This window comes from Brucella sp. JSBI001, assembly GCF_026014005.1.
Lineage (GTDB): Bacteria > Pseudomonadota > Alphaproteobacteria > Rhizobiales > Rhizobiaceae > Brucella > Brucella anthropi.
In genome coordinates this window covers 3437401-3463090 of record NZ_CP110339.1, presented here as the reverse complement: position 1 = coordinate 3463090, position 25690 = coordinate 3437401, and the positions used below count along the sequence as shown (strand labels likewise).

Here is a 25690-nt window from a genome sequence, read left to right as displayed (position 1 = left end):
TTTTCTCCTTCCTGCTTAAAATCCGAAGGCGTTCTGGAAAAGCTTGAAAAGGTGCGATTGTGTAAGATATAAATTTGCAAATAGCGAAATGCGAATTTGCGAAAATGGCACCGAGAAAACTTTATATCGGCAGAAAGATACGCGAAATACGCGAACAACATAAGGCAACCCAGTCGGGTTTCGCTGAACGCCTCGGTATTTCAACGAGTTATCTCAATCAGATCGAGAATAATCAGCGGCCTGTTTCCGCAGCCGTTTTGCTCGCGCTGGCTGAAAACTACCAGATCGATATAGGCGCCATTTCACTGGGGGATGATGATCGATTGCTTTCAGCTGTTTCCGAGGCACTGGCTGACCCCGTTTTCGACAATTACAAGCCGAACCTGCAGGAACTGAAGCTCATTACGCAAAATGCGCCGGGGCTGGCTCATGCGCTGATTGCCTGCCATCAGGCCTATCGCCGCAACAGCGAACAGCTCGCAAGTCTGGATAATCAGCTGGGTCGCGCTCCGTCTACTGCGGAGCCTGCGCCTTATGAGGAAGTTCGCGACTTTTTCCATTTTATCGACAATTACGTACATGAGATTGATATTGCGGCAGAAAAGCTGGCAGCGGAGCTAAACATTCCGGGTCGGGACATCGGTGTAGCCTTGCCGCAATATATGGCGGAGCACCACCGCGTGCACATTGCGCGGGCCGGGCCGGAGGAGGCAGTCCTGCGCCGGTTCGATCCTGCTGCACGGGTGCTTTATCTCAATCCTTATTCACCCGCTTCGACCCGCAATTTCCAGATCGCGTTCCAGATCGCCGAACTGGAAATGGAAGAACTGGTGAGCACGATTGCTGGACGAGCGGATTTTCGCTCTGCCGAGGCTGTTGAAATTTGCAAGATCGGCTTGCGCAATTATTTCGCCGGGGCGCTGATGCTGCCCTATCAGACATTCCTTTCAGCAGCCAAGGAGCTGCGCCATGATCTGGAGCTGTTGGCATCGCGTTTCGGGGCAAGTCTGGAACAGGTTGCACATCGGCTTAGCACCTTGCAGCGTTCCGGCCATCGGGGCGTACCGGTGTTTTTTGCTCGCATAGACAGGGCTGGAAACATCACGAAGCGACACAGCGCTGCCAAGCTGCAATTTGCGCGCTATGGTGCTGCGTGCCCGCTATGGAATGTGCATCAGGCATTCGAGACGCCGGGACGGATCATTCGGCAGCTTGCCGAAACGCCGGATGGTGCGCGCTATCTTTGCATTGCGACAGAACTGACCAAGAGCGAGGGGGGATTCAATGCACCTCAGCGGCGCTACGCTATCGCCCTTGGCTGTGAGGTGGCCTACGCGCAGGATTTTGTCTATGCGGATGGGCTCGACATCGCAGTGCGCTCTGCCTTCGATCCGATTGGCGTTTCCTGCCGTATCTGTGAACGCGCTGAATGTGTGCAGCGCGCCGTTCCGCCGCTTAAAAGCAGATTGGCGGTCGATCACGACCGCCGCGGAATATTGCCTTATCGGCTGCTCTAGATATTTGTCTAACGCGCATCTTATCCGAAAACCGTTTCACACTTTTCGGGATGCGCTCTGAATTTCAGAAGCCTGTATGTTCCTTGAGGAACTCGGTTTCCTCGTGGGTGGTATCGCGACCAAGCACCTTATTGCGATGGGGAAAGCGTCCAAAGCGTTCGATGATATCGTGATGCTGGCGGGCGAAACCGAGCGAGAACTCGTCGCCGAGCCTTTCATAAAGATCGACGCAGCGCTTCTGGTCGCTCAGATGCTCACTATGCATGAATGGCAGATAGAAAAACTGGCGTTGTTCGGGCGATAGTTTGCGGTCGAAATCGTGGTCGAGCGCCTGTGCCGCCACATCGCGGGCCAGCCCGTCACTCTCAAAAGAACGCGGTGAACCACGGAACATGTTGCGCGGAAACTGGTCGAACAGAATGGTGAGCGCAAGCGCGCTTTCTGGCTGCTGTTTCCAGTGTTCCAGCTTGTCGGCGCGAGCATCTTCGTAAGCCGTCAGAAATTTCTCACGAATTTCCGCGTCGATCTCATCACTTTTGCTGAACCAGTTTTCTCGCATCTTCGGCGAGAACCAGAAATCGAGAACGTCCTTGGGTTCGATAGCCATGACAGGCCTCCTTTCTGGTTTTACTGTGCCTTCTGGTTTGTAGCTTCCGGCTGCGGGCAGGGCGGTTCGCCCTTGAAATTGCGCGACATGCAGGCGAATCGATCAAAACTCTTGCCTGTATCCATGGCCGCCTTACCAGCTCCCCCGCATCCGGCAAGAACGGCCAGAGAAATCAGAATAGCGAAGTTTTTCATGGGGGTCCTTTCAGGGGCCATGTGGTCTGCTTCTATAATAGGGATCGTGATCTTCAGTCGCAACAGCGACTCCGATCAACTAGAGCGGTTCCAGTTAAAACGGGTTCACTGGAACCGCTCGATCTCTTTGTTTTCGCATTATCCTACGCAAAACTGCTTCGCACTTTTGCTGGAAATGCTCTAGCCTCTACCACGATAGTTGGGCACGCCTTGTTCCGGTATCCAGACGTTCTGCGGCGCCGCTCCGGTCTGAAAGAAAACGTCGATGGGAATACCGCCACGTGGATACCAGTAGCCGCCGATCCTGAGCCATTCCGGCTCCAGCAGTTCGACGAGGCGCTTGCCGATGGTTACCGTGCAATCTTCGTGAAATGCACCGTGATTGCGGAAGGAAAACAGGAACAGTTTCAGAGATTTGCTTTCCACCAGCCACTGGCCGGGAACATAGTCGATGACCAGATGCGCAAAGTCTGGCTGTCCCGTCATTGGGCATAGCGAGGTGAATTCAGGTGCGGTGAAGCGCACACAGTAAGGCGTTCCCGCTTGCGGATTTGCGACCCTTTCAAGGATGGCATCTCCCGGATTTTGTGGGATCGAAGCGTTGGAGCCGAGCTGCTTGAGATCGGAATATATCGTCTTTTCAGACATTTGCGTGCCTTTGTTTCAAGCCACGTCGCAGTCTTGCAGCGCTTGATTGCGCTCGTCCTTGTTTTGACCGGGTAGGCTGCGACCGGTGGCAAACTGCCAATGACCGGGAGCTAGCAGACCACAACCGTCTCGTAAAGAGTGCAAACAAAAGCCCGCGCATTGAGCGCGGGCACAAGTATCAGGCTGTTCTTGCTGTTCAGCGGCGATCAGAAATGGCGCACCCGATGGCAACGCCGATGAGAATACCGATAATTCCGGCAGTTCCGAAAAGGGTTGTGGCTGTGCCTGGGTTTTCGCGAACCGTTTCGGCAACGACCTGACCGCGTTCACGCACGGCCTGCGCGGCATGACGGAAACGACCGGACGCATCATCCATGACGTCCTCCGCGCGTTCTCTCAGCTCGCCAGAATGTGACGCCAGCGACTTTGAAAGGCGCTTCAGTTCAGTGCGCATATCGGCAATCTGCTTTTCGAGAGCCTGCTGGATGTCGTTCGTGATCTTTTCGTCGGCCATTTGAAGTCTCCGTTGAATTGATGACGATAAAACGAGTGAAAACGCGTTCGGTTCCATGCTGCGACAATGCGGTTAACAAACATGGTAAACCGCTCGTAAACCATTTTAATTTATCATTTTCGAATACAAGAACGATCTGGAGCGGGGCCAGAATGTATATCGAAAAAGATACGTTTGTCGGTGGCTGCGAGCCGGTAGCTGCGCGCGTTGTCCGTGCTGCTCAGTTGGCCCGGCAATGTATTGACCAGCTTCAGTCTGATCATGCTCGTGCACATGCAGAAGCCGCATTGACGCTTTTGCTTGATGATCCTTCCCCGAAAGTTCGCATGTCTATTGCAGATGTGCTTTCGACCAGCGTGCATTCGCCTTTGCATATCGTAACGGCGCTTGCAGCCGATCAACCGGAGGTGGCGGGATATATCCTTGCACGCTCAAGGCTTCTTAGCGACGCTGATCTGATTGATCGTGTGGCCTATAGCGCTCCATCGATGCAGGTTTTGATTGCCGCGCGCCCGCATGTTTCATTCGCAGTCGCGGCGGCAATCGCCGAAGTCGGGAATAATGAAGCTGTTGCTGAAATGCTCTTCAACAGCTGCGCCCGTATCGCCCCCGTTTCGTTTCGGCGCATCAGCGAGCGCTGCGGACATGATGCTGTCGTACGGGAAGCCTTGCTGGCCCATCCGCATCTTCCGGCTGAATGCCGTCATCTACTCGCAGTGAAAGTCGGAGAGGTTCTCCAATCTCTTCCACTGGTGAAATTGCTTCTGGGTCAACGCCGCGCCGATAAGGTTGTAGGCGATGCGACCGCTCGTGCCTCAATGCAACTGGCGGAAAACTGTTCACAAGAAGAACTCCCGGCGCTGGTCGAACATCTGCGTCTGCGCGGTGAAATCACGACCAGTTTTGTTATCCGTGCCGTTGCCGGAGGCCGTATAGATTTCTTCGCCAGCTTGCTGGGCGCGCTTTCCGATCTCGATGATAGGCGGATTTGTGCGATTATTTCGGGCGGACGTCCTGCTGCCCTTGCTGCGCTTCTTCGCTCTTCCGGATTGAGCGATGCCACGCATGCGCCCTTGATTGTTGCCATCGAGGCCTGGCGGGCGGTTGCTGCCGGGCGAAAGCGTATGGGCGCTGCGGAAATATCAGCACTCATGTGCGAGGCTGTCGGGGGCGGCCGATTTGCTGCTGCCAATGACGATCTGGCCGCATTGCTACGTTCGATCCATCTGGAATTCATGCGTGAAACGGCAGGCGACAGACTGAAGGCTATTCCCGCTGCCTGATCAGCCTTCTTGCCGGAAAGGGCGCATAAGGCTGAGGCCATAGCCAACAGCAATGCCAAATATGGCTCCGGCCGCCTTGAAAACAAAGTCTATGAACTCGCCGTGACGCCCAGGTGCCAAACGTTGCATCAGTTCGAAAAGTGCGGCGCAGCCGACTGTTAGCAGAAGAACACCCATCCAGTGGCGAGGATAGGCGAGGGCGAACAAGGCACCGACCAGAAAGAAAGCCGCAAACCGCTCTAGATCGACGGGCTCACCTGTCACGGGGCGGAATTTAATCGGGCTGATCGTAACTGCAAGGATGGCCAGAAGTATCATCCAGGCGCCAATGCGCAAAAATCGCTTCATGAAGAGCGCCTTTATTCATCCGTATGATCGCCGGGTGGTTCATCTTGCTTCGGATCGCCACAACGTTGGTACATTCGGTCGGTTATTGACTTTTTCAATGCGTTACCGAATGGCAACTCATAATGGGAAATGACATCGACGCCCATACACCATTTAACGTCGTGAGGCGACAGGGCATAATTGGTTTCGAGAAAGCCAAGCGCGTAATTCATGCCTTCGTCGCATTGCTCTGTCTGACAGAAATTACCGTCTCTGGCGAGCTGACGAATCGAACCTTCTCCGATCCTCACGACAATTGGTTCGACGGCAAATGGGGCCGCGCCTATCACAGCGATGACGACAAGTCCGATCAAGGTAAATTTTATAGAGCGCCGCATGAATCGCCATTTGTAACTGGTTTCCGCAAGTTCATAACGCATGAGCGGCAATATGATGGCAAGTCGCAATCCATGGGAAATCAGCGGAAATTAAGGGGTTTCAGCTCAATACCCTTTGGAAAAGCCTTCACCGTTTGTGGCGGTAAGTGAAATTGATTATTCCGGTTTTCGGCCAAATTGTAGCTAGATGTATTTTAGTTCGCATCGGTTTAATGTTGACTTTTACGTAAATGGGGGAGCACAACTTAGCCTCTGAACTCAATTCGGTTTAGAGGCTGGTCCGCTTGATATAAGGCAGGAATGTTGTGGTGCGCGAATATTATACGATCACAGAGTTGACGCGCGAGTTCGGTATTTCAACCCGTACTTTGCGCTTCTACGAAGATGAAGGCCTGATCGCTCCTGTGAGACGTGGCCGCACACGACTGTTCCGTCCCGCCGACCGTCATCTTCTCAAGCAGATTCTGCGTGGCAAGCGGCTTGGTTTTTCGATCGCCGAAATCCACGAAATCATCCAGATGTATCGTGAGCCGCCCGGCGAGACGGGGCAGCTGAAGCTGCTCATGAAGCGCGTTGAGGAAAAACGCGCCGATCTTCGCCAGAAGCGACGCGACATTGAGGAGACGCTGGGCGAACTCGACCAGATCGAGGAATCCTGCATCGAACGTCTTGCCGAACTGGGCGTCAATACCTGATCTGTTTTACTGAGTATCGGGCACCGGTGAGCACATTTGTGCGATATCCTGGACCGTGCTGTTGTTCTCCTGATCAATCTTGCCGCTAAAGACATCATCAAACAGTTTTGCCTTGTCCAACTCTGTTACGACACAGCCACAGAACTGCTGGCATAGCTGTTCGCTTCCGTTTTGCAGGCATGCAGCCACACAGGATTGCGTGAAAGCTTCTCGCGGTGTTGGCTGTGCCGGAGGCATCAGTTGTGAGAAGACATAAACTAGCGCGATCAGAACTGGCTGATGAATGAGATAAAAAGCCAGACTATGCCTGCCGATAAATGTCAGCGGCTTTTCAAGAAACTGGGGTTTGATCCCGCCAGCCAAGAGCTGAAGCCATCCAAAACGCTGAAACATGCGCGCCGCCGCCATGCCGATAAGGACAGCTCCGAACCAAGGAAACAGCGGCACATAATCGTTCGAACGCGGCGCTACGGTCGAAAGGCCGACCCAGCTGAGCGCGGGATTGTTGAAAATATCGGCGCTTGCGTAAAGTGGGGCGCTGATGACCAACGCTGCAATGATCAATGTTGCAATGGCGGGCAGCCGCAGGAAAATAAGACCGAGCACACTTGCCAGAGCGATCTGGTGAAGGATGCCGAAGAAGATGAAACTGTCCGGCGACATATACCATGTGACTGCTGAAATCGCGGCCGCAGCGATTACGATTTGTGTCAGCCGTTTCGCCATTGATTTCCAGCGAATCCCGTTGCCATGCGCCAGAACGAGGCTGAAGCCGACCAGAAACAGGAAGCTTGAAGCAATACAGCGGGCGAAAAGCTTCCAGCCCCCATGGGCAGTTGTGGCAGGCGCCATATAGCCGAAAAACTCAAGATCCCAGCCAAATGGTAGATCGCCATGGCGATCAGCGCGATCCCACGCGCAATATCGATGCGCCCGAGACGAATACGGGACGAAGGTGCAATATCCTGGGGCGTGATGTTAGACATGGTTCCTTCCGGCCGGATAGCGCTATCCGGCGTTTTTCGATTCCCGGCAAATCTCTAACACAGGCTTTTGCAACACTATAGTATGCGGTCGCACACGGATTCGTGCTGGCATGGGCACGGACAGAGGGCTGGATATTGGAGAGCTTGATTGTTTTTTAGTCTGTCGAAGATTTTCTGGCTGTTTTTCCAACCTGTTACGATAATTCTCGTTCTTGTCCTGATTGCTTTTCTGGCCATATGGCGAGGTTCCCGACGGCTCAGTATGAGTGTGCTGGGGTTGTCTATCGCCATTCTGTTTTTGCGGCTTTCACGACACTGGGTTCTGTTCTGCTTGCCCCGCTGGAGGATCGTTTCGCGAAGCCGGATGCAATGCCACGACATGTGGATGGGATCGTTGTTCTTGGCGGCTATATGAATGGCGACGTTAATGCCGGGCGCAAAGGTTTCGAGTTGAATAGCGCGGCCGACCGCATTTTCGAAGCGATGCGGCTGGCGAGATTATATCCAGACGCCAGGGTTATTGTTTCCGGAGGTGATGGAGCCTTTTTCGAAGAATCCGTCAAAGAGGCAGATAGCACGCGGCAGATGCTGGTAGATCTCGGCTTTTCCGGCGAACGTTACATCTATGAAAACAAGTCTCGGAACACGGTTGAGAATGCAATTTTCTCGAAAGAACTGGCCCAGCCCAAGCCCGGCGAAACGTGGCTTCTGGTGACTTCCGCATATCATATGCCGCGATCCGTTGGCTGCTTTCGCAAGGCGGATTTCGATATTGTCGCCTGGCCGGTAGACTACAAGACGCGCGCCAGCGAGCGTTTTGCCCTTTATCTCGAATCCCCGAATGAAGCGCTTTCGCGGTTCAGCGTGGCCATGCGTGAGTGGGTAGGACTTGCCGCTTACTGGTTGGCGGGCAAGACAGATATGCTTCTACCTCAACCCTGATGCCGCATTTCTGCCGTCACTTTAAAGCTTTTGTTAAGGTTATCTATTGGTAACTGATTGATAAAGAAAGCTTTCATGAGGTGGATGTTCAATCCAGAAAATTTATCGCCACAATTCAGTCGCTTTTCGCCGTTGCGTTCCGTTGTTCACGAAGCTATATGATCGGTAACAGCGTTGTGAAGGACGCTGTGTAAAAGAGTTGCACAACAAGGTTGCCAAAATCTCCATGGACGAAACCGTTCAAAAATCCTGCTGGGGCGTTACGCTCTGGGCAGTCGTTGGTCTCGCTGCTGTCATCCTCATGGCCTATCTGTTCTCCGTCTAGAGCATGTCTCCCGAAAGTGGGAACCGGTTTCGGGATAAAGACATGCGTGAAAACAAACGGATAGAGCATTTCCAATGAATCAAACAAAACAGGAAATGCTCTAGAAGTCAGGCGGCGTTACGTATTCCGGAAATTTGATGCCGCATTTCAGCATTCCGTTTGCGTTGATCCTTTCCTACACTATCTGATAGAGATACGCGGTTTCTGCGTTAGCGACTTTTTGCCGATTTTTGTCTAGAATGGACGATCAGGCAAATCGCGGGCGACGCTGCGATCAGGAATCAATCAGCCTTTATGACGGCTGCAGAAGGTGTGGAATGTTTCTGTCGGTTTTCGATCTTTACAAGATTGGCATTGGGCCTTCCAGTTCGCATACGATGGGCCCGATGACGGCTGCGCGCATGTTTCTCAATGAAATTATAGGCGGAAACTGGCCACGGCCTGCGCATTCGAAAATCCACCGGTTGAAAGCGAGCCTGCACGGCTCTCTTGCATATACCGGCGTCGGGCATGCGACGGATCGAGCTGTCATTCTGGGGCTCTGCGGTCATCTGCCGGATACGATTGATCCCGACATTATGGACGTTGAAGTAGAGAAGGTTTTTACCGAGAAGAAGGTGAAACCCGAAGGACATCTGGCCTATCATTTCGATCCGAAGGTCGATCTCGTACTGGATCGGAAGACTCCTTTGCCGGGGCACGCCAACGGCATGGCTTTCTCTGCATTCGATGCCGATGACAATCTTCTCTTGCGTCGGGCATACTTTTCCATCGGTGGCGGCTTTGTGGTGACCGAAGAAGAGCTGAGCCGCGTTCAGCGCAGCGGTGCAAAGCAGGACGACAAGGCTGATGTGCCGTTTCCGTTCCGTAGTGCTGCTGAGATGCTTGAGATGGCCCACGACAGCGGGCTGTCGATCGCCGAAATGAAGCGGGCCAATGAAGAAAAGCATATGGCACGCGGTGATCTGGATAATGGTCTCGATCGTATTTGGGGGGCCATGCGTGGCTGTATCGAGCGTGGACTGAGCCGGGACGGTGTCATGCCGGGTGGCCTGAATGTCCGTCGTCGTGCGCGACAGCTTCATGATAAGCTTCAGGATGACTGGCGCAATAATCGCAGCAACCCGCTTCTGGCAAATGACTGGCTTTCGGTTTACGCGATGGCGGTCAATGAAGAAAACGCGTCCGGCGGCCGGGTAGTCACCGCACCGACAAATGGTGCTGCAGGCGTTGTACCGGCGGTTCTGCGCTACTACTTGCATTTTCATGATGATGCCGATGAGAAAGGCATTCGCGATTTTCTCCTGACGTCTGCCGCAATTGGCGGTGTCATCAAGCACAACGCATCGATTTCTGGCGCGGAAGTTGGTTGTCAGGGCGAAGTAGGATCAGCATCGGCAATGGCGGCAGCGGGTCTTGCCGCTGTGCTTGGCGGATCGCCTGAGCAAATTGAAAATGCTGCTGAAATTGCGCTCGAACACCATCTTGGCATGACCTGCGACCCGGTTGCCGGGCTTGTACAGGTGCCGTGCATTGAACGTAATGCGCTTGGTGCGGTGAAGGCGGTGACCGCAGCGTCACTTGCTGTCAAGGGCGACGGCAAGCATTTTGTACCTCTCGACGCTTGTATCGAGACAATGCGCCAGACCGGTCACGATATGAGCGAGCGTTACAAGGAAACCAGTCAGGGTGGTCTCGCCGTCAACGTGGTCGCCTGTTGATTCGCAATTCTGGGCGGAATGCGATGCTTCAGGCTTGAAGCGCGCATTCGTCTTGGCTAAATCACCCCTATGGCTCTCAATCTCGTCAAACTTTGTGTCGGCTGCGACAGTATCGAAGATCTCGCGGCTTGGATCGATTTCCGTCTCGCTGAACAGCGTGCGGCCGGTTTGGTGCCGGAACAGTTTCACACAACGAGAATGGTTCCGAAACGGATCGATGAGCTGCTGGAAGGTGGCTCGCTCTACTGGGTTATCAAGGGCAACGTCCAATGCCGTCAGCGCCTGCTGGATGTTCGTCCATTTACAGATGAGCAGGGTATCAATCGCTGCCACCTTGTTCTCGAACCCAAGGTCATTCCGACTGAGTGGCAGCCACGCCGTGCCTTTCAGGGTTGGCGCTATCTGGCTGAAAATGAAGTTCCGCGTGATGAGGCTGCTGGTAAAGCGGGCAGGGCTGCCTTGCCTGCAGAATTGCGACAGGAGCTCGCGGCGCTGGGGTTGCTTTGAAGATTGACACACTCATGAAAAAGGGCCTGCCGGGTAACCGGCAGGCCCTTTTTCATTTCATCTGGTGTTCATTCAGTTTTCTATCGTCAGGCGCACAGAAACTCGGTCGAAATTCACCGGCAGGGTCATCCGCATGGAAGCCCGTGGCTGAACTAGTCGCTTGTTGCGGGCTGCATGAGAGACGAGCAGCCCGACCAGATCTTTGGTCTGAAAGCCGGTGCCTCGCCTTACATCGGCAATTCGCAGGGCAGCCTGCTTGAGGCCTTGCACCGAGAACAATGCACCGAAGGCTGAAGTCTTGCCTTCATCCTGTGTCCAGTCGGCCGTTTTGAACGGCGGCTGGCCGAAAGTTTCTCTCATATTTGACATCTCGAAACCCTCTACGCACTACAAATTCGGGTTTGAAGCTGGCAACGAGGGAGCAGAACCCCTCGCAATCGATTAGTTCGCGACTGCATAGCAGCCGAAGTTTTTCTTCTTCAGCGAGGCGCAGGCATCCCAAGCAGCCTGCTTGGAGGAGAAGCCAACAAAGCGCGCGCGGTAGAAAGTTGCGCTACCCTTGTTGAAGGTCTCGGTATAGGGCGACGCCGCACGCAGCGTGCCACCTGCCGTGGCAGAAGCCTTGGCAAGCATGTCCCGTGCCTGACCTTCGCTCGGGAGGGAGCCGATCTGGATAGCCCAGCCACCGGCAGCAGGGGCGGATGCCGTGGTGACCGGATCGACTTCCTGAGCCTGTGCAGACGGGACGGCGGCCTTTGGTGTGGGGCGGATCGCAGCCTGTGCGGCCAGCGCAGCAGGACGCGCGGTCGGTGCTGCAAGTGCCAGAACCTGAGGCTGGTCGCTATCGCCTTCACCGCTTTCGTTGTTGATGATGTCGTCCACGGCTGCAACCTGACGGGTTACAGGAACAGGGGCATTCTTGGCCTTGGGAAGATCGATCGAAGCAACGACCTGCGGTGCATCGTTGCGCATGGCGACGAGCGGTGCAGCGTTACGGCTACGCGTTGCCATAGGAAGATATTTGCGGATGAGCTGAGTCATATGGGCGTCGCGGCTTGCACCGGTATTGCCGCCCATGACCACCGCTACGAGCCTGCGGCCATCCAGACTGACTGAAGAGGCCAGATTGTAACCGGATGCATTGGTGTAGCCGGTCTTGATGCCGTCCACGCCTTCAACGCGACCGAGTAAACGGTTGTGACCGTTGATGGTCTGTCCGCGGAAAACGAAGCTGCGGCGGGAGAAATAGGAGAATTCGTTCGGGAAATGCTGGCGAAGTGCGATGCTGAGAATCGCCATGTCGCGTGCAGTCGTATGCTGCGCCATGTTCGGCAGACCCGATGCGTTACGGAACGTCGTGTTACGCATGCCAAGACGACGAGCCTTTGCTGTCATCATCTGCGCAAAGCGCTCTTCGGAGCCGCCGATATATTCGCCGACGGCAGTTGCCACGTCATTGGCCGACTTTGTGATCATGGCCAGCGCTGCATCTTCAGCACGAATGCTTTGCCCCGAACGGAAGCCGATTTTCGTGGGCGGACGTGCGGCGGCATAGGCGGACACCGGGATACGCGTGTCCTTGTTCATGCGTCCTGCCTGCATTGCCTCGAAAAGCATATACAGAGTCATCATTTTGGTGAGGGAAGCTGGATAGCGCTGTGCATCCGCATTCGAGGCAAACAGCGTTTTGCCGGTGTTCGCATCGATCACGATCGCTGCATATCTATCGCTAGCCGCTATCGCCGGTATCGTTGTCGAAGCTGTCGAACACCCCGTTACAACTGCAAGAAGAAGGGTGGCTTGCGCCGCTCTTTTCAAGGCATATGCGACTTTACTAAATGCGGTACGCACGATGATGACCTACCTGTATCCCGGATTTTTTGAACTGCGACACAAAAGGCACACAGCGTCTAATTCGGTGATCCTACTGCCATCAGCGTTACCAATCCGTTTATGGTAACCGTGTTGTTCATAAATTTCGGAAAAATTTTGAGGAAGCCGTAACGCTGACAGTCCGTTCAGGCCCGGTGCGTTGCGAACGTTCACGCAGATGTGTCAATGAAATGCGGTGTTCGTATCAGGGGAAGGCAGTGGTGTCACAACACAAAAAACCCGCTTGCGCGAGTTTAGTTTTGCTGCTGCCTTGTTTGGGTGGAAGGGGAGAGGCAGCCTCTAGAAATGAGCGGGTTTTAAAAAGTATGTTCTGTTAGTAGCCCTAATGCATTTATTAATGTTTTGATTATGTGAGAAAATTAGTACTTTTTTTCGTATTCGTGAAACCGCAATTTGTGTTCCGCTTTTTATAGGGTCGAGTTTATTAGGTCCAATTATTAGTACCTATATTATTTGGCAGCGAAGTGCTCCGGCTATTTTACATAGAGCTGTTTTGTCATGACCTATCGTTCGGACGACATCATATAACTGTGTCAAGCCTCGTTATTGCAATAAGTCCCGGTTGCAAGTGCCAATGAAGGGCTTAAAATCACCACATGACGACCTACATAATAGGGCAAGTTGGGTCAGGCAGATGGGCATCCGGGTAATAGGTTTCATGAGGCATCTCGATATAGTCATGCAAAGCAAGACTGACGGCGGAAATGGTCCGGAAAACGGCACCGTTGTAGTTACGCGTACACAGCCGAAAACCAAGAAGCCCAGCCTCTATCGTGTCCTGCTCCTCAATGACGACTACACACCCATGGAGTTCGTCGTTCATGTCCTGCAGCGGTTTTTCCAGAAGAACCAGGATGATGCCACGCGCATCATGCTGCATGTTCACAATCACGGGGTCGGCGAGTGCGGCGTATTTACATACGAAGTCGCCGAAACCAAAGTTAGCCAGGTCATGGATTTCGCCCGCCAAAACCAGCATCCGCTGCAATGCGTGATGGAGAAAAAGTGAGGTCATATGCCATCGTTCTCCCCAAGCCTTGAAAGGGCCCTGCATCAAGCCCTCACAATTGCAAACGAGCGGCATCACGAATATGCGACGCTCGAACATCTTTTGCTTGCCTTGATCGACGATCAGGATGCGGGCGCAGTGATGCGTGCCTGCAGCGTCGACCTTGAGCATCTCAAACGTATCGTTACCGACTATATTGATCGCGAACTTGATAATCTCGTCACGGGTTATGACGAAGATTCCAAGCCAACTGCCGCTTTCCAGCGCGTCATTCAGCGCGCGGTCATTCATGTGCAATCCTCGAACCGTGAGGAAGTAACCGGTGCCAACGTGCTGGTTGCCATTTTTGCGGAACGGGAAAGTCATGCTGCCTATTTCCTCCAGGAGCAGCAGATGACACGTTATGATGCCGTGAACTATATTTCGCATGGCATCTCCAAGCGCCCGCAGAACAGCGAAACTCGCCCGCCGCGCGGCGCAGAGAGCGCAAGTGAAGAACGCACCAGCACAGAACAGGAGGAAAGCGCCAAGAAGAAGCAGGACGCCCTGTCTGCCTATTGCGTCAATCTGAATGAGAAGGCCAAGGCCGGGCGTATCGATCCGCTGATCGGTCGTGACAGCGAAATCAGCCGCACCATTCAGGTACTCTGCCGTCGTTCGAAGAACAACCCGCTTTATGTGGGAGATCCCGGCGTCGGCAAGACTGCGATTGCCGAAGGTCTTGCCAAGCGGATCGTTGAAGGACAGGTGCCTGAAGCGCTTGCCGATGCGACGATATTCTCGCTCGACATGGGCACACTTCTGGCTGGCACCCGCTATCGCGGTGACTTCGAAGAGCGTCTGAAGCAGGTCGTCAAGGAGCTCGAAGAGTATCCGGGTGCGGTTCTGTTCATCGACGAGATTCATACAGTCATCGGGGCTGGCGCCACTTCGGGCGGCGCGATGGATGCATCGAACCTGTTGAAACCGGCGCTTTCATCGGGTGCTATCCGCTGCATCGGATCGACGACCTATAAGGAATATCGTCAGTTCTTCGAGAAAGACCGTGCCTTGGTGCGTCGCTTCCAGAAGATAGATGTCAATGAGCCTTCGATCCCGGATGCGATTGAAATCATGAAGGGGCTGAAGCCCTATTTCGAGGATTTCCATAAGGTCAAGTACACGGTCGATGCCATCAAGACGGCAGTGGAACTTTCTGCGCGTTATATTTCGGATCGCAAATTGCCAGACAAGGCAATTGATGTGATTGACGAAACAGGTGCCAGCCAGATGCTATTGCCTGAGAACAAGCGCAAGAAGACCATCGGCGTGAAGGAAATCGAAGCGACAATCGCAACGATGGCCCGTATTCCGCCGAAGTCGGTATCGAAGGATGATGAACAGGTTCTCTCGCATCTGGATGCTGAACTGAAGCGTGTCGTTTACGGTCAGGATCTGGCCATCGAAGCGCTGTCAGCGTCGATCAAGCTCGCCCGTGCGGGATTGCGCGAACCGGACAAGCCAATCGGCTCGTACCTGTTCTCCGGCCCGACCGGCGTCGGCAAGACGGAAGTCGCCAAACAGCTGGCAAGTTCGTTGGGCGTGGAACTCCTGCGTTTCGATATGTCGGAATATATGGAGCGCCACACCGTATCGCGGCTCATCGGTGCGCCTCCCGGCTATGTTGGCTTCGATCAGGGCGGACTCCTGACCGATGGCGTCGATCAGCATCCGCATTGCGTGCTGCTGCTTGATGAGATCGAGAAGGCACACCCCGATCTGTTCAACATCTTGTTGCAGGTAATGGATCATGGCTCGCTGACCGATCACAACGGCAAGAAGATCGACTTCCGCAATGTGATCCTGATCATGACCACCAATGCCGGTGCGTCGGATATGGCGAAGGCAGCAATCGGCTTCGGTTCCACGCGTCGCGAAGGCGATGACATGGAAGCGATCAACCGCTTGTTCACGCCTGAGTTCCGTAACCGACTGGATGCGATCATTCCGTTCGGTCCGTTGCCGGTTCCCGTCATTCATCAGGTTGTGCAGAAGTTTGTGCTTCAGCTTGAAGCTCAGCTTGCTGAGCGCGGCGTGACCTTCGAACTGACCGAAGGCGCAATCGCCTGGCTTGCTGACAAGGGTTACGACGAGCGCATGGGCGCACGTCCGCTTGCCCGGGTTATCCAGGAACACATCAAGAAGCCATTGGCTGATGAGGTGCTCTTCGGAAAACTCAAGCATGGTGGCACGGTCCGTGTGGACGTCGTGACGAAACCGGACGGCAAGACCGATCTTTCGCTGGAAAGCGTGGCTGATAAGCCGGTAAGTCCGAAGAAGGACATTCCGGCTGAGAAGAAGCAGCTGCAACGCAAGAAGGCTGCGCCGAAGAAGGCAGAGAAGGAGAAGGTGCTGGCGGGCAAGGACGAACCGGCGCCGAAATCTTCCTCGAAGTCCTCGGCGGCCAAATCTTCGGTGCCAAAAGTGCCACGTAAGAAGTAACAAGCAAGCGGAACGGCCCTCTCTGAGGGCCGTTTTGTTGTGAACATGAGGTTGGTGTGAAGGAAAACTGAGTTTTTCCGATCTGAGCGGTAAAAACCGGGTGCAACTTGCTCGGACCTTGCTCTAACGTGACTCCATGCCACCGATTCATTCCGATTATCCTGAGCAAAATTCAGAAGACCATCGTCACCTGCGATGGTTCTTGCGCGGCTGCACACGCATTTGCAGCATTCCAGCTCTATTGTTGATGAGTTCGTTTATCGGTTTTGCGGGACTGGCAATTGAAAGCGGCATCACCGTTGTTCAAGCCGTCTTTATGACTCTGACCATCTGGGCGCTTCCGGCAAAGGTCGTTCTGATCGGAGCGATCAGTGCAGGTGTGGCTTTGCCTGCCGCGGCTCTCGCAGTGGGACTTTCGTCCGTGCGTTTGATGCCAATGGTGGTCGCGCTGCTTCCCGAGTTGCAGGGACCGAAAACGCGAAAACTGACCCTCGCTGCTCTGTGTCATTTCGTTGCCGTCACCGCCTGGGTCATGGCCATGGAGGAGCTGCGCAAGATCCCGCGTGATATGCGGACGAGCTATTTTGCGGGGATCGGTATGGTTCTGGTGGGAACCAATGCGATTGTCGTTGCTATCGTCTATTCGTTATCGACGTCTTTTCCGCCAATTGTTTTCGCGGCACTTTTCATGCTGACGCCGATGTATTTTCTGACGTCGCTCTGGCGTTCAGCCAGAGAAAGGGCAGGGCAGGCCGCAATGATTTCCGGGATCGTTCTATTCCCCATATTTCATCATCTGACTCCTGGATATGACCTGCTGATCACGGGGGTTCTCGGTGGGCTGATAGCGTTCGGTTTTCACCGGATGCGCCGCGTATCGGTGGGGGCAACTGAATGAATTGGGACAGCTTTTCGACCTGGTGGTGGCCGTTTCTGTTTATCCTCCTGGCTGGAGCGCTTCCAACCTATCTGTTTCGGCTGATGGGGGTGCTGGTTGGTGGGCGCGTGCGGGAGGATTCAGAAGTTCTCGTTTTCGTGCGCTGCGTCGCAACTGCGCTGGTTGCAGGCGTTATCGCGCAGCTTATTCTCTATCCTAATGGAGAACTGGCCAATTCGCCGCTCTGGCTCCGCGCTGGTTCCGCCGCGGCAGGATTTGCCGCCTTTCTCATTACCGGTAAGCGATTGCTCGTCGGCGTGCTCGTTGCGGAAATCCTGCTGGTAATCGGCCTGCTTACACTTTGAAAGTGTGAGTCTTATCAGAGCGCTGCACGAATCTTTTCAGCGTTTGCGGAAAGAACCGCCGCGTCTTCCATCTGTCCGGTATGGGGCTTGAGCGCCACGCCTTCAAAGCGCGGGATCACATGAAAGTGCAGATGATAGACGGTCTGGCCGGATGCCGGTTCGTTGAACTGCATGACGGTTACGCCATCGGCATTGAATGCCTTCTTCACTGCCTGCGCGATTTTCTGCACCACTTGAACAACATTCGCGAGGGTTTCCGGCTTGGCATCGAGCAGATTGCGGGAAGCAGTCTTTGGCACAACCAGCGTGTGGCCCGTGCCTTGCGGCATCGCATCCATGAAAGCAACGACGTCATCGGTTTCGTAAACACGGGTGGACGGGATTTCGCCGCGCAGAATTTTGGCGAAGATATTGTTGTCGTCATAGGTGGCGGACATGTGATTCTCTCCAATGCGAAAATGTTTGACAGGATCAGACCGTATCAAGTCGCGTTAGGCAAGGTGGATAGAGCGAGCGCATCCCGAAAGGTGTGAAGCGGCTTTCGGATGAGATGCGCGTCAAAACAAGCAATCAGAGCGCATCCCTGAATGGCGAGTGTTCTTCCAGGGCGTCCTGAATTTGTTCGACTTCGCGACGTTCATGATCGAGATAGTCCCGTACGGCGTTCCGAAAGCCTTCATGGGCAATATAATGCGCTGAATGGGTTGTTACCGGCACATAACCGCGGGCGATTTTGTGCTCGCCCTGTGCTCCAGCTTCCACGACGCTGAGCTTTCGATCAATCGCAAAATCGATTGCCTGATGATAGCAAACCTCGAAATGCAGGTATGGGTGATCTTCGATGCAGCCCCAATGACGGCCGAAAAGTGTATCACCACCGATGAAGTTGATCGCGCCGGCAATGTAATGTCCGTTGCGTTTGGCCATGACGAGCAGAATGTCTTCCGCCATGGTTTCGCCGATCCGCGAAAAGAACTGCCTGTTCAGATAGGGCCGTCCCCATTTGCGGCTACCGGTATCCGTATAAAACGCGAAGAAGTCGTCCCAGACTGATTCCGTGAGGTCGCTGCCGGTCAACCAGTCGATTTCGATGCCATCCGACAAGGCTTCACGTCGTTCTTTCTTTAACGCCTTGCGTTTCCGAGATACCAGCTCATTCAGAAAATCATCGTAGCTTTTAAAGCCATTGTTTTTAAAGTGAAACTGCTGATCCGTGCGATGAAGAAACCCTGCGCGCTCAAGCGCGGTGATCTCATCTGGCAGTGCAAATGTGACATGCGCTGATGAGACGCCGGATTGATCAGCCAGTTCCCGCAGTCCGCCAGCCAGCGCCAGTCGAACGGTTTCGCTTTCATAGGCAATGTGATTGAGGAGGCGCGGACCGGTAGCCGGTGTAAACGGCACTGCGGCCTGAAATTTTGGATAGTATCGACCACCGGCGCGCTCGAAAGCATCAGCCCATCCATGGTCGAAGACATATTCTCCCTGACTATGCCCCTTGAGATAGTTCGGCACGGCTCCGATGAGGCGGCCTTGATCATCTTCAAGGCGCAAATGGCGCGGAAGCCAGCCCGCTTTTCGTGAAACCGAGCCTGATTCTTCCAGAGCCAGCAGGAAGTTGCGAGTAATGAAGGGATTGTAATGCGCGTCCTGCCGGGAAGCCCCGACAAGACTGTTCCATTCGTCTGCCGTGAATTCGCTGATATTCTCAACGACACGGAGAACAAAGCTTTGCTCATTCTGCGGATCTTCGTCGTTCACCGCTATTCCTTTGCCGTTATCGCGCATATTTTGCGGTGTTCGGCGTGTTGTCGTCAAGCTACGAGGGCGCGTGGATCAAAGCCTTCGAACGTGATCTGGTCGACATTGAGATCGCTATGTTTCTGCATTTCCCGATCCCGCACTGTCCAGCTGATCACCGGCATTTGTAACTTCTCGCGAACAAAGGTGACGAACGGGTTGGGCAGGTGATGCACATTATAGGAGACGAAGGAGATGCCATGCGCCAGCATGGAGAAATGTCTTTCATAGTCTTCCCTGCGTGTACCTTCGGCTGTCAGACCGCCAGGAATTCCCGGTGCATCTGCCGCAAAACGGCGGATCAGGTGGTGATCGAAAGACATGATCGCGGCTTCGCCCTTATAGGACGCCAGTTCTTTGGCAACGGCGGCAACGAGACCGTCATCTTTACCTTCGATACCCTTCAACTCGATAACGAGGGGAACGCGACCATCGACCAGATCAAGCATTTGACGAAGCGTCGGCACATGATCGGCGGTGCCGCCAATCTTCAGTGCGGTGGCTTCCTTCAGTGTCAGATCGCTGATGTAGCCTTCGCGACCGGCAAGGCGCTTCAGTTCATCGTCATGAAAGACCACAACGCCGCCGTCAATTGTGAGATGCACATCGCATTCGATAGCGAAACCCGCCTTTGCTGCTGCCTCGAACGCTGAAAGAGTGTTTTCCCAGCGCTCTTTGTTGAGATCGTGCAATCCGCGATGAGCAACAGGACGCTTCTTGATCCAGTCGATGGAAGTCATGTCAGGCAACCTCGATGATCGCTTCTATTTCAACAGGTGCATTGAGGGGTAGGCTCGCAACACCAACAGCCGAGCGGGCATGTTTGCCAGCGTCGCCGAGAACCGCCACGAGGAGATCGGAGGCGCCATTGGCCACAAGGTGCTGTTCCACGAAATCAGGTGTGGAAGCCACGAAGGCGGTAATCTTCACAATCCGCTTGATGCGGCCAAGGTCACCAAGAGCAGCCTTTGCCTGGGCAAGGATGTTGACAGCACAGGCGCGTGCAGCCGCTTGTCCGTGCGCAACCGTCAGCTCATCACCAATCTGCCCCGTGTGCACAAGCTTGCCGCCTTCCAGCGGAAGCTGGCCAGATGTGAGAAGCAGAGAACCGCTTTGCGCAAAAGGAACGTAGTTTGCGGCGGGTGCTGCGGCCTCCGGGATAGATATACCCAGATTTTTGAGGCGGCTGTCGATCGTGTCGTCATTGTATTAATCCTTGCTTGCAAAGGTACTTCGCGATCTACCTATAGGCAGAATCGGTGAAGCTTTTGGGAAGGGTGCGTTTTTTGCCTCGCTTCCGCCACGAGTTTTTTTATCATGCTCGTCAACTCATCGGGAGATTCATGTATGCGTTTTTTCAAGAGTGCGGTTGCGGCGAGTGGAACGGCTGCTTGTGTATGGGCTGGATTCGCTGGCGTCGCTCATGCGGCCTCGACGGTAACGTTGGTTCCACATCGCGCAGTCTATGATCTGACCCTGGATCGTGCCGATGAAAAATCGGGGATCAGTGGTTTGACCGGTCGTATGGTCTACGAGTTCAACGGATCTGCGTGTGAAGGCTACACCACCAATTTCCGTTTCGTGACGCGGATCGATATGGAAGAACAGCCGCAGCGTGTGACCGACCAGCAGACGACGACTTTCGAAGGTGCAGACGGAAAGAACTTCCGTTTCGTCAACAAGACCTTCGTGGACAAGGAACTGGTCAAGGAAGTGCGTGGTGACGCGAAACTCGAGGGCGGCAAGACAGTCGTTGAACTGAACAAGCCGAAGGAAAACAAGCTTGACCTCAAGGGAACGCAATTTCCGACCGGACATATGGAAGAGCTGATCGGCAAGGCGGAAGCCGGGCAGAAATTTTACCAGACGTCGCTTTTCGACGCGTCCGAAGATGCCGACCGGGTGGTTGCTACCACCGTTGTCGTCGGCAAGGAGCAGTCTCTGCCGGATGATGAGACCAAGGTCATGGGTAAATTTTCCAAGGATCAGGTCTGGCCGGTGACGATTGCCTATTTCGATGACAAGGAAAAGCAGGACGGCCTGCCGATCTACCGCATTAATTTCAAGCTCTATCGCAATGGCATCACCCGCGACCTCACTATGGACTATGGAGATTTCTCCATGCGCGGGAAGCTTGTGAAGCTTGATGTCTATGACGCGGCAAAACAGACCGCGACCTGCAAATAAGCACGCCGATTGGCGTGTTTGTTCGCCTGTTCGATGCTATATTGTGTAGACGACTTGCAATTTACGGCGTGATCAGTTAACAGCGCGCCTATTCCACACACGGGATTGGGCTTTTGTCGGGAGAAATCCGGCAAAAACCTCCGGTGGCGAGAAATCGCCTCAGCCCGTGGAGGTTAAACCGGAAAAGGAAAATAAAGATGGCATTGCCTGATTTCAGCATGCGCCAGCTTCTGGAAGCTGGTGTTCACTTCGGCCACCAGACCCATCGCTGGAACCCGAAAATGGCACCATACATCTATGGTGACCGTAACAACATCCACATTCTCGATCTGTCCCAGACCGTTCCTCTGCTGCACAATGCGCTGAAGATCGTTTCGGACACGGTTGCTCGTGGCGGTCGCGTTCTGTTCGTCGGCACGAAGCGTCAGGCTTCGGACATCATTGCCGATGCTGCCAACCGTTCGGCACAGTATTATGTCAATGCACGCTGGCTCGGCGGCATGATGACCAACTGGAAGACGATCTCCAACTCGATCCAGCGTCTGCGCAAGCTCGACGAACTTCTGGCTGGCGAAGCTCAGGGCTTCACCAAGAAGGAACGCCTGAACCTTGAGCGTGAGCGTGAAAAGCTTGACCGCGCCCTCGGTGGCATCAAGGACATGGGTTCGGTTCCGGACCTGATGTTCATCATCGACACCAACAAGGAAGCGATTGCTATTCAGGAAGCCAAGCGTCTTGGTATCCCGGTTGTCGCAGTGATCGACTCGAACTGCGATCCAGACCAGATCGACTACCCGATTCCGGGTAACGACGACGCTGCACGCGCTATCGCTCTCTATTGCGATCTGATTGCTCGCGCTGCTCTCGACGGCATTGCTCGTCAGCAGGGCGCAATGGGCATCGACGTTGGCGCGCAGGCTGAAGCTCCGGTTGAGCCAGCCCTCGAAGCTCCGGCTGAAGGCGCTTAATCAGCGTATGATTTCATCCATCCGTCATATCTGCGATAGGGCGGGTGGATAATCTCGTTTCATCCCGGTGCGGGATTGTGATTCCTGAAGTGCAATGCTCAGGGTGATCGCGATCCAGAAACCAAGCGCCGGTTAAAAGTTGGCACACCCATCCGGTGTGCCTTCGCTTTCATGAAAGGCGATATCATGAGCATTTCCGCATCTCTCGTCAAAGAACTCCGCGACCTCACCGGCGCCGGCATGATGGACTGCAAAACAGCACTTGCTGAAACCAATGGCGATATCGAAGCTGCCGTTGACTGGCTGCGTGCCAAGGGCATTGCAAAGGCTGACAAGAAGGCTGGCCGTACGGCTGCCGAAGGTCTGGTTGGCGTTGCAGCTTCCGGCAACAAGGCTGTTGTCGTTGAAGTCAATTCCGAGACCGACTTCGTTGCCCGCAACGATGCTTTCCAGGATCTGGTCCGCAAGATCGCCCAGGCTGCTCTGTCGACCGACGGTTCGACCGAAGCTGTGGCCAACGCCAACGTTGACGGCAAGACCGTTACCGAAACGGCAAAGGACGCTGTTGCCACCATCGGTGAAAACATTGGCTTCCGCCGTTCGGCTGCGCTGACCGTCCCGCAGGGCGTTGTCGCGACCTACATTCACAACGGCGTTGCTGATGGCCTCGGCAAGCTCGGCGTTCTCGTAGCAATCGAAACCGCTGGCGATGCAGAAGCTGCAAATGCATTTGGTCGTCAGGTTGCCATGCACGTTGCTGCAATCAACCCGCTGGCTCTCACCGCCGAGGACGTTGACCCGGCTGCTGCCGAGCGCGAAAAGGCGATTTTCATCGAGCAGGCCCGTGAATCCGGCAAGCCGGACAACATCATCGAAAAGATGATCGAAGGCCGTATGCGCAAGTTCTACGAAGAAGTTGTTCTTCTTTCGCAGGCTTTCGTCATCAATCCTGACCTGACGGTTGCAGCTGCCCTCAAGGAAGCTGAAAAGACCATCGGTGCACCGGCCAAGATCACCGGCTTTGTCCGTGTTGCTCTCGGCGAAGGCATCGAGAAGGAAGAAACCGACTTTGCTGCTGAAGTAGCTGCTGCTGCCAAGGGCTAAGTGGCTCCGTTTTTTCAGCGCATTTTGTTCCGAAAACCGGTTTCCACTTTTCGGAATGCGCTGATTGCCTGAAAAGGCTTTTGATTATGAAGGGCATCGCGTGACAACGCGGTGCCCTTCGTGTATCGGAACCCAAACACAACCACTTGATCACAATCTGCGGAGAGCATCCAATGTCCGGTAAGCCCGCCTACAAACGCGTCCTTTTGAAAGCCTCGGGCGAGGCATTGATGGGCAGTCAGGGCTTTGGCATTGATGTTTCCGTTGCAGACCGTATTGCAAACGATATCAAGCAGGCACGATCGCTTGGTGTTGAAGTTGGCGTCGTGATCGGCGGCGGCAATATTTTTCGCGGTGTCGCTGTGGCCTCCAAGGGCGGAGATCGCGTCACGGGCGATCACATGGGTATGTTGGCCACGGTCATCAATTCGCTGGCGCTGCGTACTTCCCTGCACAAGATCGGCGTCGATTCTGTCGTGCTCTCGGCCATAGCCATGCCTGAAATCTGTGAGAGCTTCTCGCAGAGACAGGCTACGGCTTACATGGATGAGGGCAAGGTCGTGATCTTTGCTGGTGGCACCGGAAATCCTTTCTTCACGACGGATTCGGCAGCAGCTCTTCGTGCTGCGGAAATCGAAGCGGATGCGCTTTTGAAGGGCACGCAGGTTGACGGAATCTATTCTGCCGATCCGAAGAAGGACCCGAACGCGACGCGTTTTGACAGTTTGACCCACAAAGAAGTTCTCGATCGCGGGCTTGCAGTCATGGATACAGCCGCTGTTGCCCTTGCGCGTGAGAACAACATTCCGATAATAGTCTATTCCATCCATGAAAACGGCGGCTTGGCCGAAATTCTGCAAGGCAAGGGACGCTGCACGATCGTTTCCGATAATTGATCGACCTTTGCTGCGTATCGAAGGAGAAAATGCATGAGTGATGCTTTCGACATCAACGACCTGAAACGCCGCATGGAAGGCGCTATCAACTCTTTGAAGCACGACCTTAACGGTCTGCGCACGGGCCGCGCTTCAGCAAGCTTGCTGGAGCCGATCGTGATCGAGGCCTATGGCTCGACCATGCCGATCAATCAGGTTGCCAATATCACTGTTCCCGAATCGCGTATGCTTTCGGTTTCCGTCTGGGACAAGAGCATGGTGGGCGCTGTGGAACGCGCAATTCGCGATTCCGGCCTCGGTCTCAATCCCATCACCGATGGCACGACGCTGCGCATTCCGCTGCCGGAATTGAACGAACAGCGCCGCAAGGAACTGGTCAAGATCGCGCACCAGTATGCTGAGCAGGGTCGTATCGCTGCCCGTCATGTTCGTCGTGACGGTATGGACACGCTGAAAAAGCTGGAGAAGGACAGCCTCATCAGTCAGGATGATGGCCGCGTTCTGTCTGAAAAAGTGCAGAAGCTGACGGACGAAACCATCGCGGAGATGGATAAGGTCGTTGCAGTGAAAGAAGGGGAGATCATGCAGGTCTAGTACCTGCATGGTTTTCATTGAGGGAGAGCTTCGCCATGTCCGATCCGCGCCACATCGCCATTATCATGGATGGCAATGGCCGTTGGGCGAAGGCGCGCAATTTGCCGCGCAGCGCCGGGCACCGGGCAGGCGTGGAAGCTCTTCGTGAGATTGTACGGGCGGCCGGGGATCGTGGCCTCGGCTACCTTACATTGTTTGCGTTCTCTTCAGAAAACTGGTCCCGCCCCAGCGGAGAGGTGAACGATCTTCTGGGGTTGCTGAAGATTTTCATCCGACGCGATCTTGCTGAGCTGCACCGCAATAATGTGCGTGTCAGTATTATCGGCGAGCGCGAGGAACTTGCCGCCGATATACGTGCGCTATTAGTCGAAGCGGAAACGCTTACGCGTCGCAATACAGGCCTCAACCTGATTATAGCTTTCAATTACGGTTCCCGCGACGAGATCGTCCGTGCCGTTCGAAGTCTGGCGCGTGATGTTGCTGCCGGACTGCTTGATCCTGCTTCCATTTCCAGTGAACTGGTTTCCGCAAATCTCGATACAGCCGGGATACCCGATCCCGATCTTATTATCCGTACGAGCGGGGAAATGCGCCTGTCGAATTTCCTGCTCTGGCAAGCGGCGTATTCCGAGTTTTTGTTCCTGCCCATTCATTGGCCTGATTTCCGCGCGTCCGATCTTGATGCAGCCTATGAGGCTTTTCGCCAGCGCGAGCGTCGGTTTGGCGGCGTTGAAGTGCGTGCCGGACTGGAAGACCGTGAAGAAGAAATCGCATGCCCTTCGACCAAGGGGGCGGCAGTCTAAGGTGGTTCCCGAGAGTTGGGACGACTGAAAATGCTCTAATATGGCGTAA

General features: G+C 54.4%; 27 protein-coding genes and 2 pseudogenes. 16 read left to right on the top strand and 13 right to left on the bottom strand.

Going from position 1 to position 25690, the window contains the following annotated elements; translation table 11 throughout:
• Positions 1–104 precede the first annotated feature (104 nt).
• Complete coding sequence (locus LJ361_RS16375; protein ID WP_010659951.1) at positions 105–1517, top strand: helix-turn-helix domain-containing protein; 1413 nt, start codon at positions 105–107, stop codon at positions 1515–1517.
• Positions 1518–1581: 64 nt separating this feature from the next.
• On the opposite strand, the gene LJ361_RS16370 is transcribed toward LJ361_RS16375, so the two are convergent.
• From LJ361_RS16370 to LJ361_RS16355, 4 genes are all read right to left on the bottom strand, one after another.
• On the bottom strand, positions 1582–2124 hold the full coding sequence (locus LJ361_RS16370) for a DUF924 family protein (RefSeq protein WP_010659952.1): 543 nt from the start codon (positions 2122–2124) through the stop codon (positions 1582–1584).
• 20 nt (positions 2125–2144) lie between these two features.
• Positions 2145–2318 carry a hypothetical protein gene (locus LJ361_RS16365; RefSeq protein WP_010659953.1) on the bottom strand — a complete coding sequence of 58 codons (174 nt, stop codon included), beginning with the start codon at positions 2316–2318 and terminating at the stop codon, positions 2145–2147.
• Positions 2319–2498: 180 nt separating this feature from the next.
• Positions 2499–2966, bottom strand: coding sequence for a preQ(1) synthase (gene queF, locus LJ361_RS16360; protein WP_010659955.1), 468 nt, complete (start codon positions 2964–2966; stop codon positions 2499–2501).
• A 196-nt stretch (positions 2967–3162) separates the two neighbouring features.
• Positions 3163–3480: a DUF883 family protein gene (locus LJ361_RS16355; RefSeq protein ID WP_010659956.1), complete on the bottom strand. Its 318-nt coding sequence runs from the start codon at positions 3478–3480 to the stop codon at positions 3163–3165.
• Positions 3481–3632: 152 nt separating this feature from the next.
• Between LJ361_RS16355 and LJ361_RS16350 the strand changes: the two genes are divergently transcribed.
• A complete protein-coding gene (locus LJ361_RS16350; protein ID WP_010659957.1) occupies positions 3633–4763 on the top strand; it encodes a DUF2336 domain-containing protein in 1131 nt (376 codons plus the stop codon).
• Here the strand turns inward: LJ361_RS16350 and LJ361_RS16345 are convergent, their stop codons facing one another.
• Positions 4764–5111 (bottom strand): VanZ family protein, encoded by a 348-nt coding sequence (locus LJ361_RS16345; RefSeq protein ID WP_010659958.1) that lies wholly within the window; start codon positions 5109–5111, stop codon positions 4764–4766.
• 11 nt (positions 5112–5122) lie between these two features.
• Positions 5123–5488 carry a hypothetical protein gene (locus LJ361_RS16340; protein WP_010659959.1) on the bottom strand — a complete coding sequence of 122 codons (366 nt, stop codon included), beginning with the start codon at positions 5486–5488 and terminating at the stop codon, positions 5123–5125.
• Positions 5489–5796: 308 nt separating this feature from the next.
• Here LJ361_RS16340 and LJ361_RS16335 point away from each other — a divergent pair, with 308 nt between their 5' ends.
• Positions 5797–6183: a MerR family transcriptional regulator gene (locus LJ361_RS16335; protein WP_010659960.1), complete on the top strand. Its 387-nt coding sequence runs from the start codon at positions 5797–5799 to the stop codon at positions 6181–6183.
• 6 nt (positions 6184–6189) lie between these two features.
• Here LJ361_RS16335 and LJ361_RS16330 read toward each other — a convergent pair.
• Positions 6190–7169 (bottom strand): annotated as a pseudogene (locus LJ361_RS16330) (heparan-alpha-glucosaminide N-acetyltransferase).
• 148 nt (positions 7170–7317) lie between these two features.
• Here LJ361_RS16330 and LJ361_RS16325 point away from each other — a divergent pair.
• The 3 genes and pseudogenes from LJ361_RS16325 to LJ361_RS16315 all read left to right on the top strand — a co-directional run bounded on the left by LJ361_RS16325 (position 7318) and on the right by LJ361_RS16315 (position 10664).
• Positions 7318–8111: pseudogene (locus tag LJ361_RS16325) on the top strand (YdcF family protein).
• 642 nt (positions 8112–8753) lie between these two features.
• Positions 8754–10157: an L-serine ammonia-lyase gene (locus tag LJ361_RS16320; protein ID WP_010659964.1), complete on the top strand. Its 1404-nt coding sequence runs from the start codon at positions 8754–8756 to the stop codon at positions 10155–10157.
• A gap of 69 nt (positions 10158–10226) precedes the next feature.
• A complete protein-coding gene (locus tag LJ361_RS16315; protein WP_010659965.1) occupies positions 10227–10664 on the top strand; it encodes a DUF1489 family protein in 438 nt (145 codons plus the stop codon).
• Between the two features lie 72 nt (positions 10665–10736).
• On the opposite strand, the gene LJ361_RS16310 is transcribed toward LJ361_RS16315, so the two are convergent.
• Positions 10737–11033, bottom strand: a complete 297-nt coding sequence (locus LJ361_RS16310) for a hypothetical protein (RefSeq protein WP_010659966.1) — start codon at positions 11031–11033, stop codon at positions 10737–10739.
• A gap of 72 nt (positions 11034–11105) precedes the next feature.
• The gene (locus tag LJ361_RS16305) at positions 11106–12515 is read right to left on the bottom strand and encodes a D-alanyl-D-alanine carboxypeptidase family protein (protein ID WP_012091945.1); all 1410 of its coding nucleotides are present in this window, start codon (positions 12513–12515) and stop codon (positions 11106–11108) included.
• Between the two features lie 721 nt (positions 12516–13236).
• On the opposite strand from LJ361_RS16305, the gene clpS reads away from it, so the two are divergent.
• From clpS to LJ361_RS16285, 4 genes are all read left to right on the top strand, one after another.
• A complete protein-coding gene (clpS, locus tag LJ361_RS16300; protein WP_061346484.1) occupies positions 13237–13566 on the top strand; it encodes an ATP-dependent Clp protease adapter ClpS in 330 nt (109 codons plus the stop codon).
• Positions 13567–13572: 6 nt separating this feature from the next.
• Positions 13573–16047, top strand: coding sequence for an ATP-dependent Clp protease ATP-binding subunit ClpA (gene clpA, locus LJ361_RS16295; protein WP_010659969.1), 2475 nt, complete (start codon positions 13573–13575; stop codon positions 16045–16047).
• A 247-nt stretch (positions 16048–16294) separates the two neighbouring features.
• The gene (locus tag LJ361_RS16290; RefSeq protein WP_010659970.1) at positions 16295–16945 is read left to right on the top strand and encodes an AzlC family ABC transporter permease; all 651 of its coding nucleotides are present in this window, start codon (positions 16295–16297) and stop codon (positions 16943–16945) included.
• Positions 16942–17289 (top strand): AzlD domain-containing protein, encoded by a 348-nt coding sequence (locus LJ361_RS16285; protein ID WP_010659971.1) that lies wholly within the window; start codon positions 16942–16944, stop codon positions 17287–17289. Before LJ361_RS16290 ends, LJ361_RS16285 begins: the two co-directional genes overlap by 4 nt.
• Positions 17290–17303: 14 nt before the next feature.
• Here LJ361_RS16285 and LJ361_RS16280 read toward each other — a convergent pair whose 3' ends face one another.
• The 4 genes from LJ361_RS16280 to LJ361_RS16265 all read right to left on the bottom strand — a co-directional run bounded on the left by LJ361_RS16280 (position 17304) and on the right by LJ361_RS16265 (position 20283).
• Complete coding sequence (locus LJ361_RS16280) at positions 17304–17726, bottom strand: HIT family protein (RefSeq protein ID WP_010659972.1); 423 nt, start codon at positions 17724–17726, stop codon at positions 17304–17306.
• 133 nt (positions 17727–17859) lie between these two features.
• The gene (locus tag LJ361_RS16275) at positions 17860–19050 is read right to left on the bottom strand and encodes a GNAT family N-acetyltransferase (RefSeq protein ID WP_010659973.1); all 1191 of its coding nucleotides are present in this window, start codon (positions 19048–19050) and stop codon (positions 17860–17862) included.
• A 53-nt stretch (positions 19051–19103) separates the two neighbouring features.
• The gene (locus tag LJ361_RS16270; protein ID WP_010659974.1) at positions 19104–19829 is read right to left on the bottom strand and encodes a glycerophosphodiester phosphodiesterase; all 726 of its coding nucleotides are present in this window, start codon (positions 19827–19829) and stop codon (positions 19104–19106) included.
• Between the two features lies 1 nt (position 19830).
• Positions 19831–20283 carry a RidA family protein gene (locus tag LJ361_RS16265; protein WP_264813606.1) on the bottom strand — a complete coding sequence of 151 codons (453 nt, stop codon included), beginning with the start codon at positions 20281–20283 and terminating at the stop codon, positions 19831–19833.
• A 153-nt stretch (positions 20284–20436) separates the two neighbouring features.
• Between LJ361_RS16265 and eipB the strand changes: the two genes are divergently transcribed.
• The 6 genes from eipB (at position 20437) to LJ361_RS16235 (ending at position 25641) form a co-directional block, all read left to right on the top strand.
• Positions 20437–21276, top strand: a complete 840-nt coding sequence (gene eipB / locus LJ361_RS16260) for a cell envelope integrity protein EipB (RefSeq protein ID WP_010659975.1) — start codon at positions 20437–20439, stop codon at positions 21274–21276.
• 197 nt (positions 21277–21473) lie between these two features.
• A complete protein-coding gene (gene rpsB, locus LJ361_RS16255) occupies positions 21474–22244 on the top strand; it encodes a 30S ribosomal protein S2 (protein WP_010659976.1) in 771 nt (256 codons plus the stop codon).
• Positions 22245–22430: 186 nt separating this feature from the next.
• On the top strand, positions 22431–23348 hold the full coding sequence (gene tsf, locus LJ361_RS16250; RefSeq protein WP_036578226.1) for a translation elongation factor Ts: 918 nt from the start codon (positions 22431–22433) through the stop codon (positions 23346–23348).
• Between the two features lie 173 nt (positions 23349–23521).
• Positions 23522–24244, top strand: a complete 723-nt coding sequence (pyrH, locus tag LJ361_RS16245) for a UMP kinase (RefSeq protein WP_010659978.1) — start codon at positions 23522–23524, stop codon at positions 24242–24244.
• Positions 24245–24277: 33 nt separating this feature from the next.
• Positions 24278–24838, top strand: a complete 561-nt coding sequence (gene frr, locus LJ361_RS16240) for a ribosome recycling factor (protein WP_010659979.1) — start codon at positions 24278–24280, stop codon at positions 24836–24838.
• Between the two features lie 35 nt (positions 24839–24873).
• Positions 24874–25641, top strand: a complete 768-nt coding sequence (locus LJ361_RS16235; protein WP_010659980.1) for an isoprenyl transferase — start codon at positions 24874–24876, stop codon at positions 25639–25641.
• Positions 25642–25690: the final 49 nt, after the last annotated feature.

What these genes read in the sequence shown, in the direction of transcription:
- LJ361_RS16375 (WP_010659951.1), top strand. Translation starts at nt 105, where the DNA reads ATGGCACCGAGAAAACTTTATATCGGCAGAAAGATACGCGAAATACGC.
- LJ361_RS16370 (WP_010659952.1), bottom strand. Translation starts at nt 2,124, where the DNA reads ATGGCTATCGAACCCAAGGACGTTCTCGATTTCTGGTTCTCGCCGAAG.
- LJ361_RS16365 (WP_010659953.1), bottom strand. Translation starts at nt 2,318, where the DNA reads ATGAAAAACTTCGCTATTCTGATTTCTCTGGCCGTTCTTGCCGGATGC.
- queF (WP_010659955.1), bottom strand. Translation starts at nt 2,966, where the DNA reads ATGTCTGAAAAGACGATATATTCCGATCTCAAGCAGCTCGGCTCCAAC.
- LJ361_RS16355 (WP_010659956.1), bottom strand. Translation starts at nt 3,480, where the DNA reads ATGGCCGACGAAAAGATCACGAACGACATCCAGCAGGCTCTCGAAAAG.
- LJ361_RS16350 (WP_010659957.1), top strand. Translation starts at nt 3,633, where the DNA reads ATGTATATCGAAAAAGATACGTTTGTCGGTGGCTGCGAGCCGGTAGCT.
- LJ361_RS16345 (WP_010659958.1), bottom strand. Translation starts at nt 5,111, where the DNA reads ATGAAGCGATTTTTGCGCATTGGCGCCTGGATGATACTTCTGGCCATC.
- LJ361_RS16340 (WP_010659959.1), bottom strand. Translation starts at nt 5,488, where the DNA reads ATGCGGCGCTCTATAAAATTTACCTTGATCGGACTTGTCGTCATCGCT.
- LJ361_RS16320 (WP_010659964.1), top strand. Translation starts at nt 8,754, where the DNA reads ATGTTTCTGTCGGTTTTCGATCTTTACAAGATTGGCATTGGGCCTTCC.
- LJ361_RS16315 (WP_010659965.1), top strand. Translation starts at nt 10,227, where the DNA reads ATGGCTCTCAATCTCGTCAAACTTTGTGTCGGCTGCGACAGTATCGAA.
- LJ361_RS16310 (WP_010659966.1), bottom strand. Translation starts at nt 11,033, where the DNA reads ATGTCAAATATGAGAGAAACTTTCGGCCAGCCGCCGTTCAAAACGGCC.
- clpS (WP_061346484.1), top strand. Translation starts at nt 13,237, where the DNA reads ATGCAAAGCAAGACTGACGGCGGAAATGGTCCGGAAAACGGCACCGTT.
- clpA (WP_010659969.1), top strand. Translation starts at nt 13,573, where the DNA reads ATGCCATCGTTCTCCCCAAGCCTTGAAAGGGCCCTGCATCAAGCCCTC.
- LJ361_RS16290 (WP_010659970.1), top strand. Translation starts at nt 16,295, where the DNA reads ATGAGTTCGTTTATCGGTTTTGCGGGACTGGCAATTGAAAGCGGCATC.
- LJ361_RS16285 (WP_010659971.1), top strand. Translation starts at nt 16,942, where the DNA reads ATGAATTGGGACAGCTTTTCGACCTGGTGGTGGCCGTTTCTGTTTATC.
- LJ361_RS16280 (WP_010659972.1), bottom strand. Translation starts at nt 17,726, where the DNA reads ATGTCCGCCACCTATGACGACAACAATATCTTCGCCAAAATTCTGCGC.
- LJ361_RS16270 (WP_010659974.1), bottom strand. Translation starts at nt 19,829, where the DNA reads ATGACTTCCATCGACTGGATCAAGAAGCGTCCTGTTGCTCATCGCGGA.
- eipB (WP_010659975.1), top strand. Translation starts at nt 20,437, where the DNA reads ATGCGTTTTTTCAAGAGTGCGGTTGCGGCGAGTGGAACGGCTGCTTGT.
- rpsB (WP_010659976.1), top strand. Translation starts at nt 21,474, where the DNA reads ATGGCATTGCCTGATTTCAGCATGCGCCAGCTTCTGGAAGCTGGTGTT.
- tsf (WP_036578226.1), top strand. Translation starts at nt 22,431, where the DNA reads ATGAGCATTTCCGCATCTCTCGTCAAAGAACTCCGCGACCTCACCGGC.
- pyrH (WP_010659978.1), top strand. Translation starts at nt 23,522, where the DNA reads ATGTCCGGTAAGCCCGCCTACAAACGCGTCCTTTTGAAAGCCTCGGGC.
- frr (WP_010659979.1), top strand. Translation starts at nt 24,278, where the DNA reads ATGAGTGATGCTTTCGACATCAACGACCTGAAACGCCGCATGGAAGGC.
- LJ361_RS16235 (WP_010659980.1), top strand. Translation starts at nt 24,874, where the DNA reads ATGTCCGATCCGCGCCACATCGCCATTATCATGGATGGCAATGGCCGT.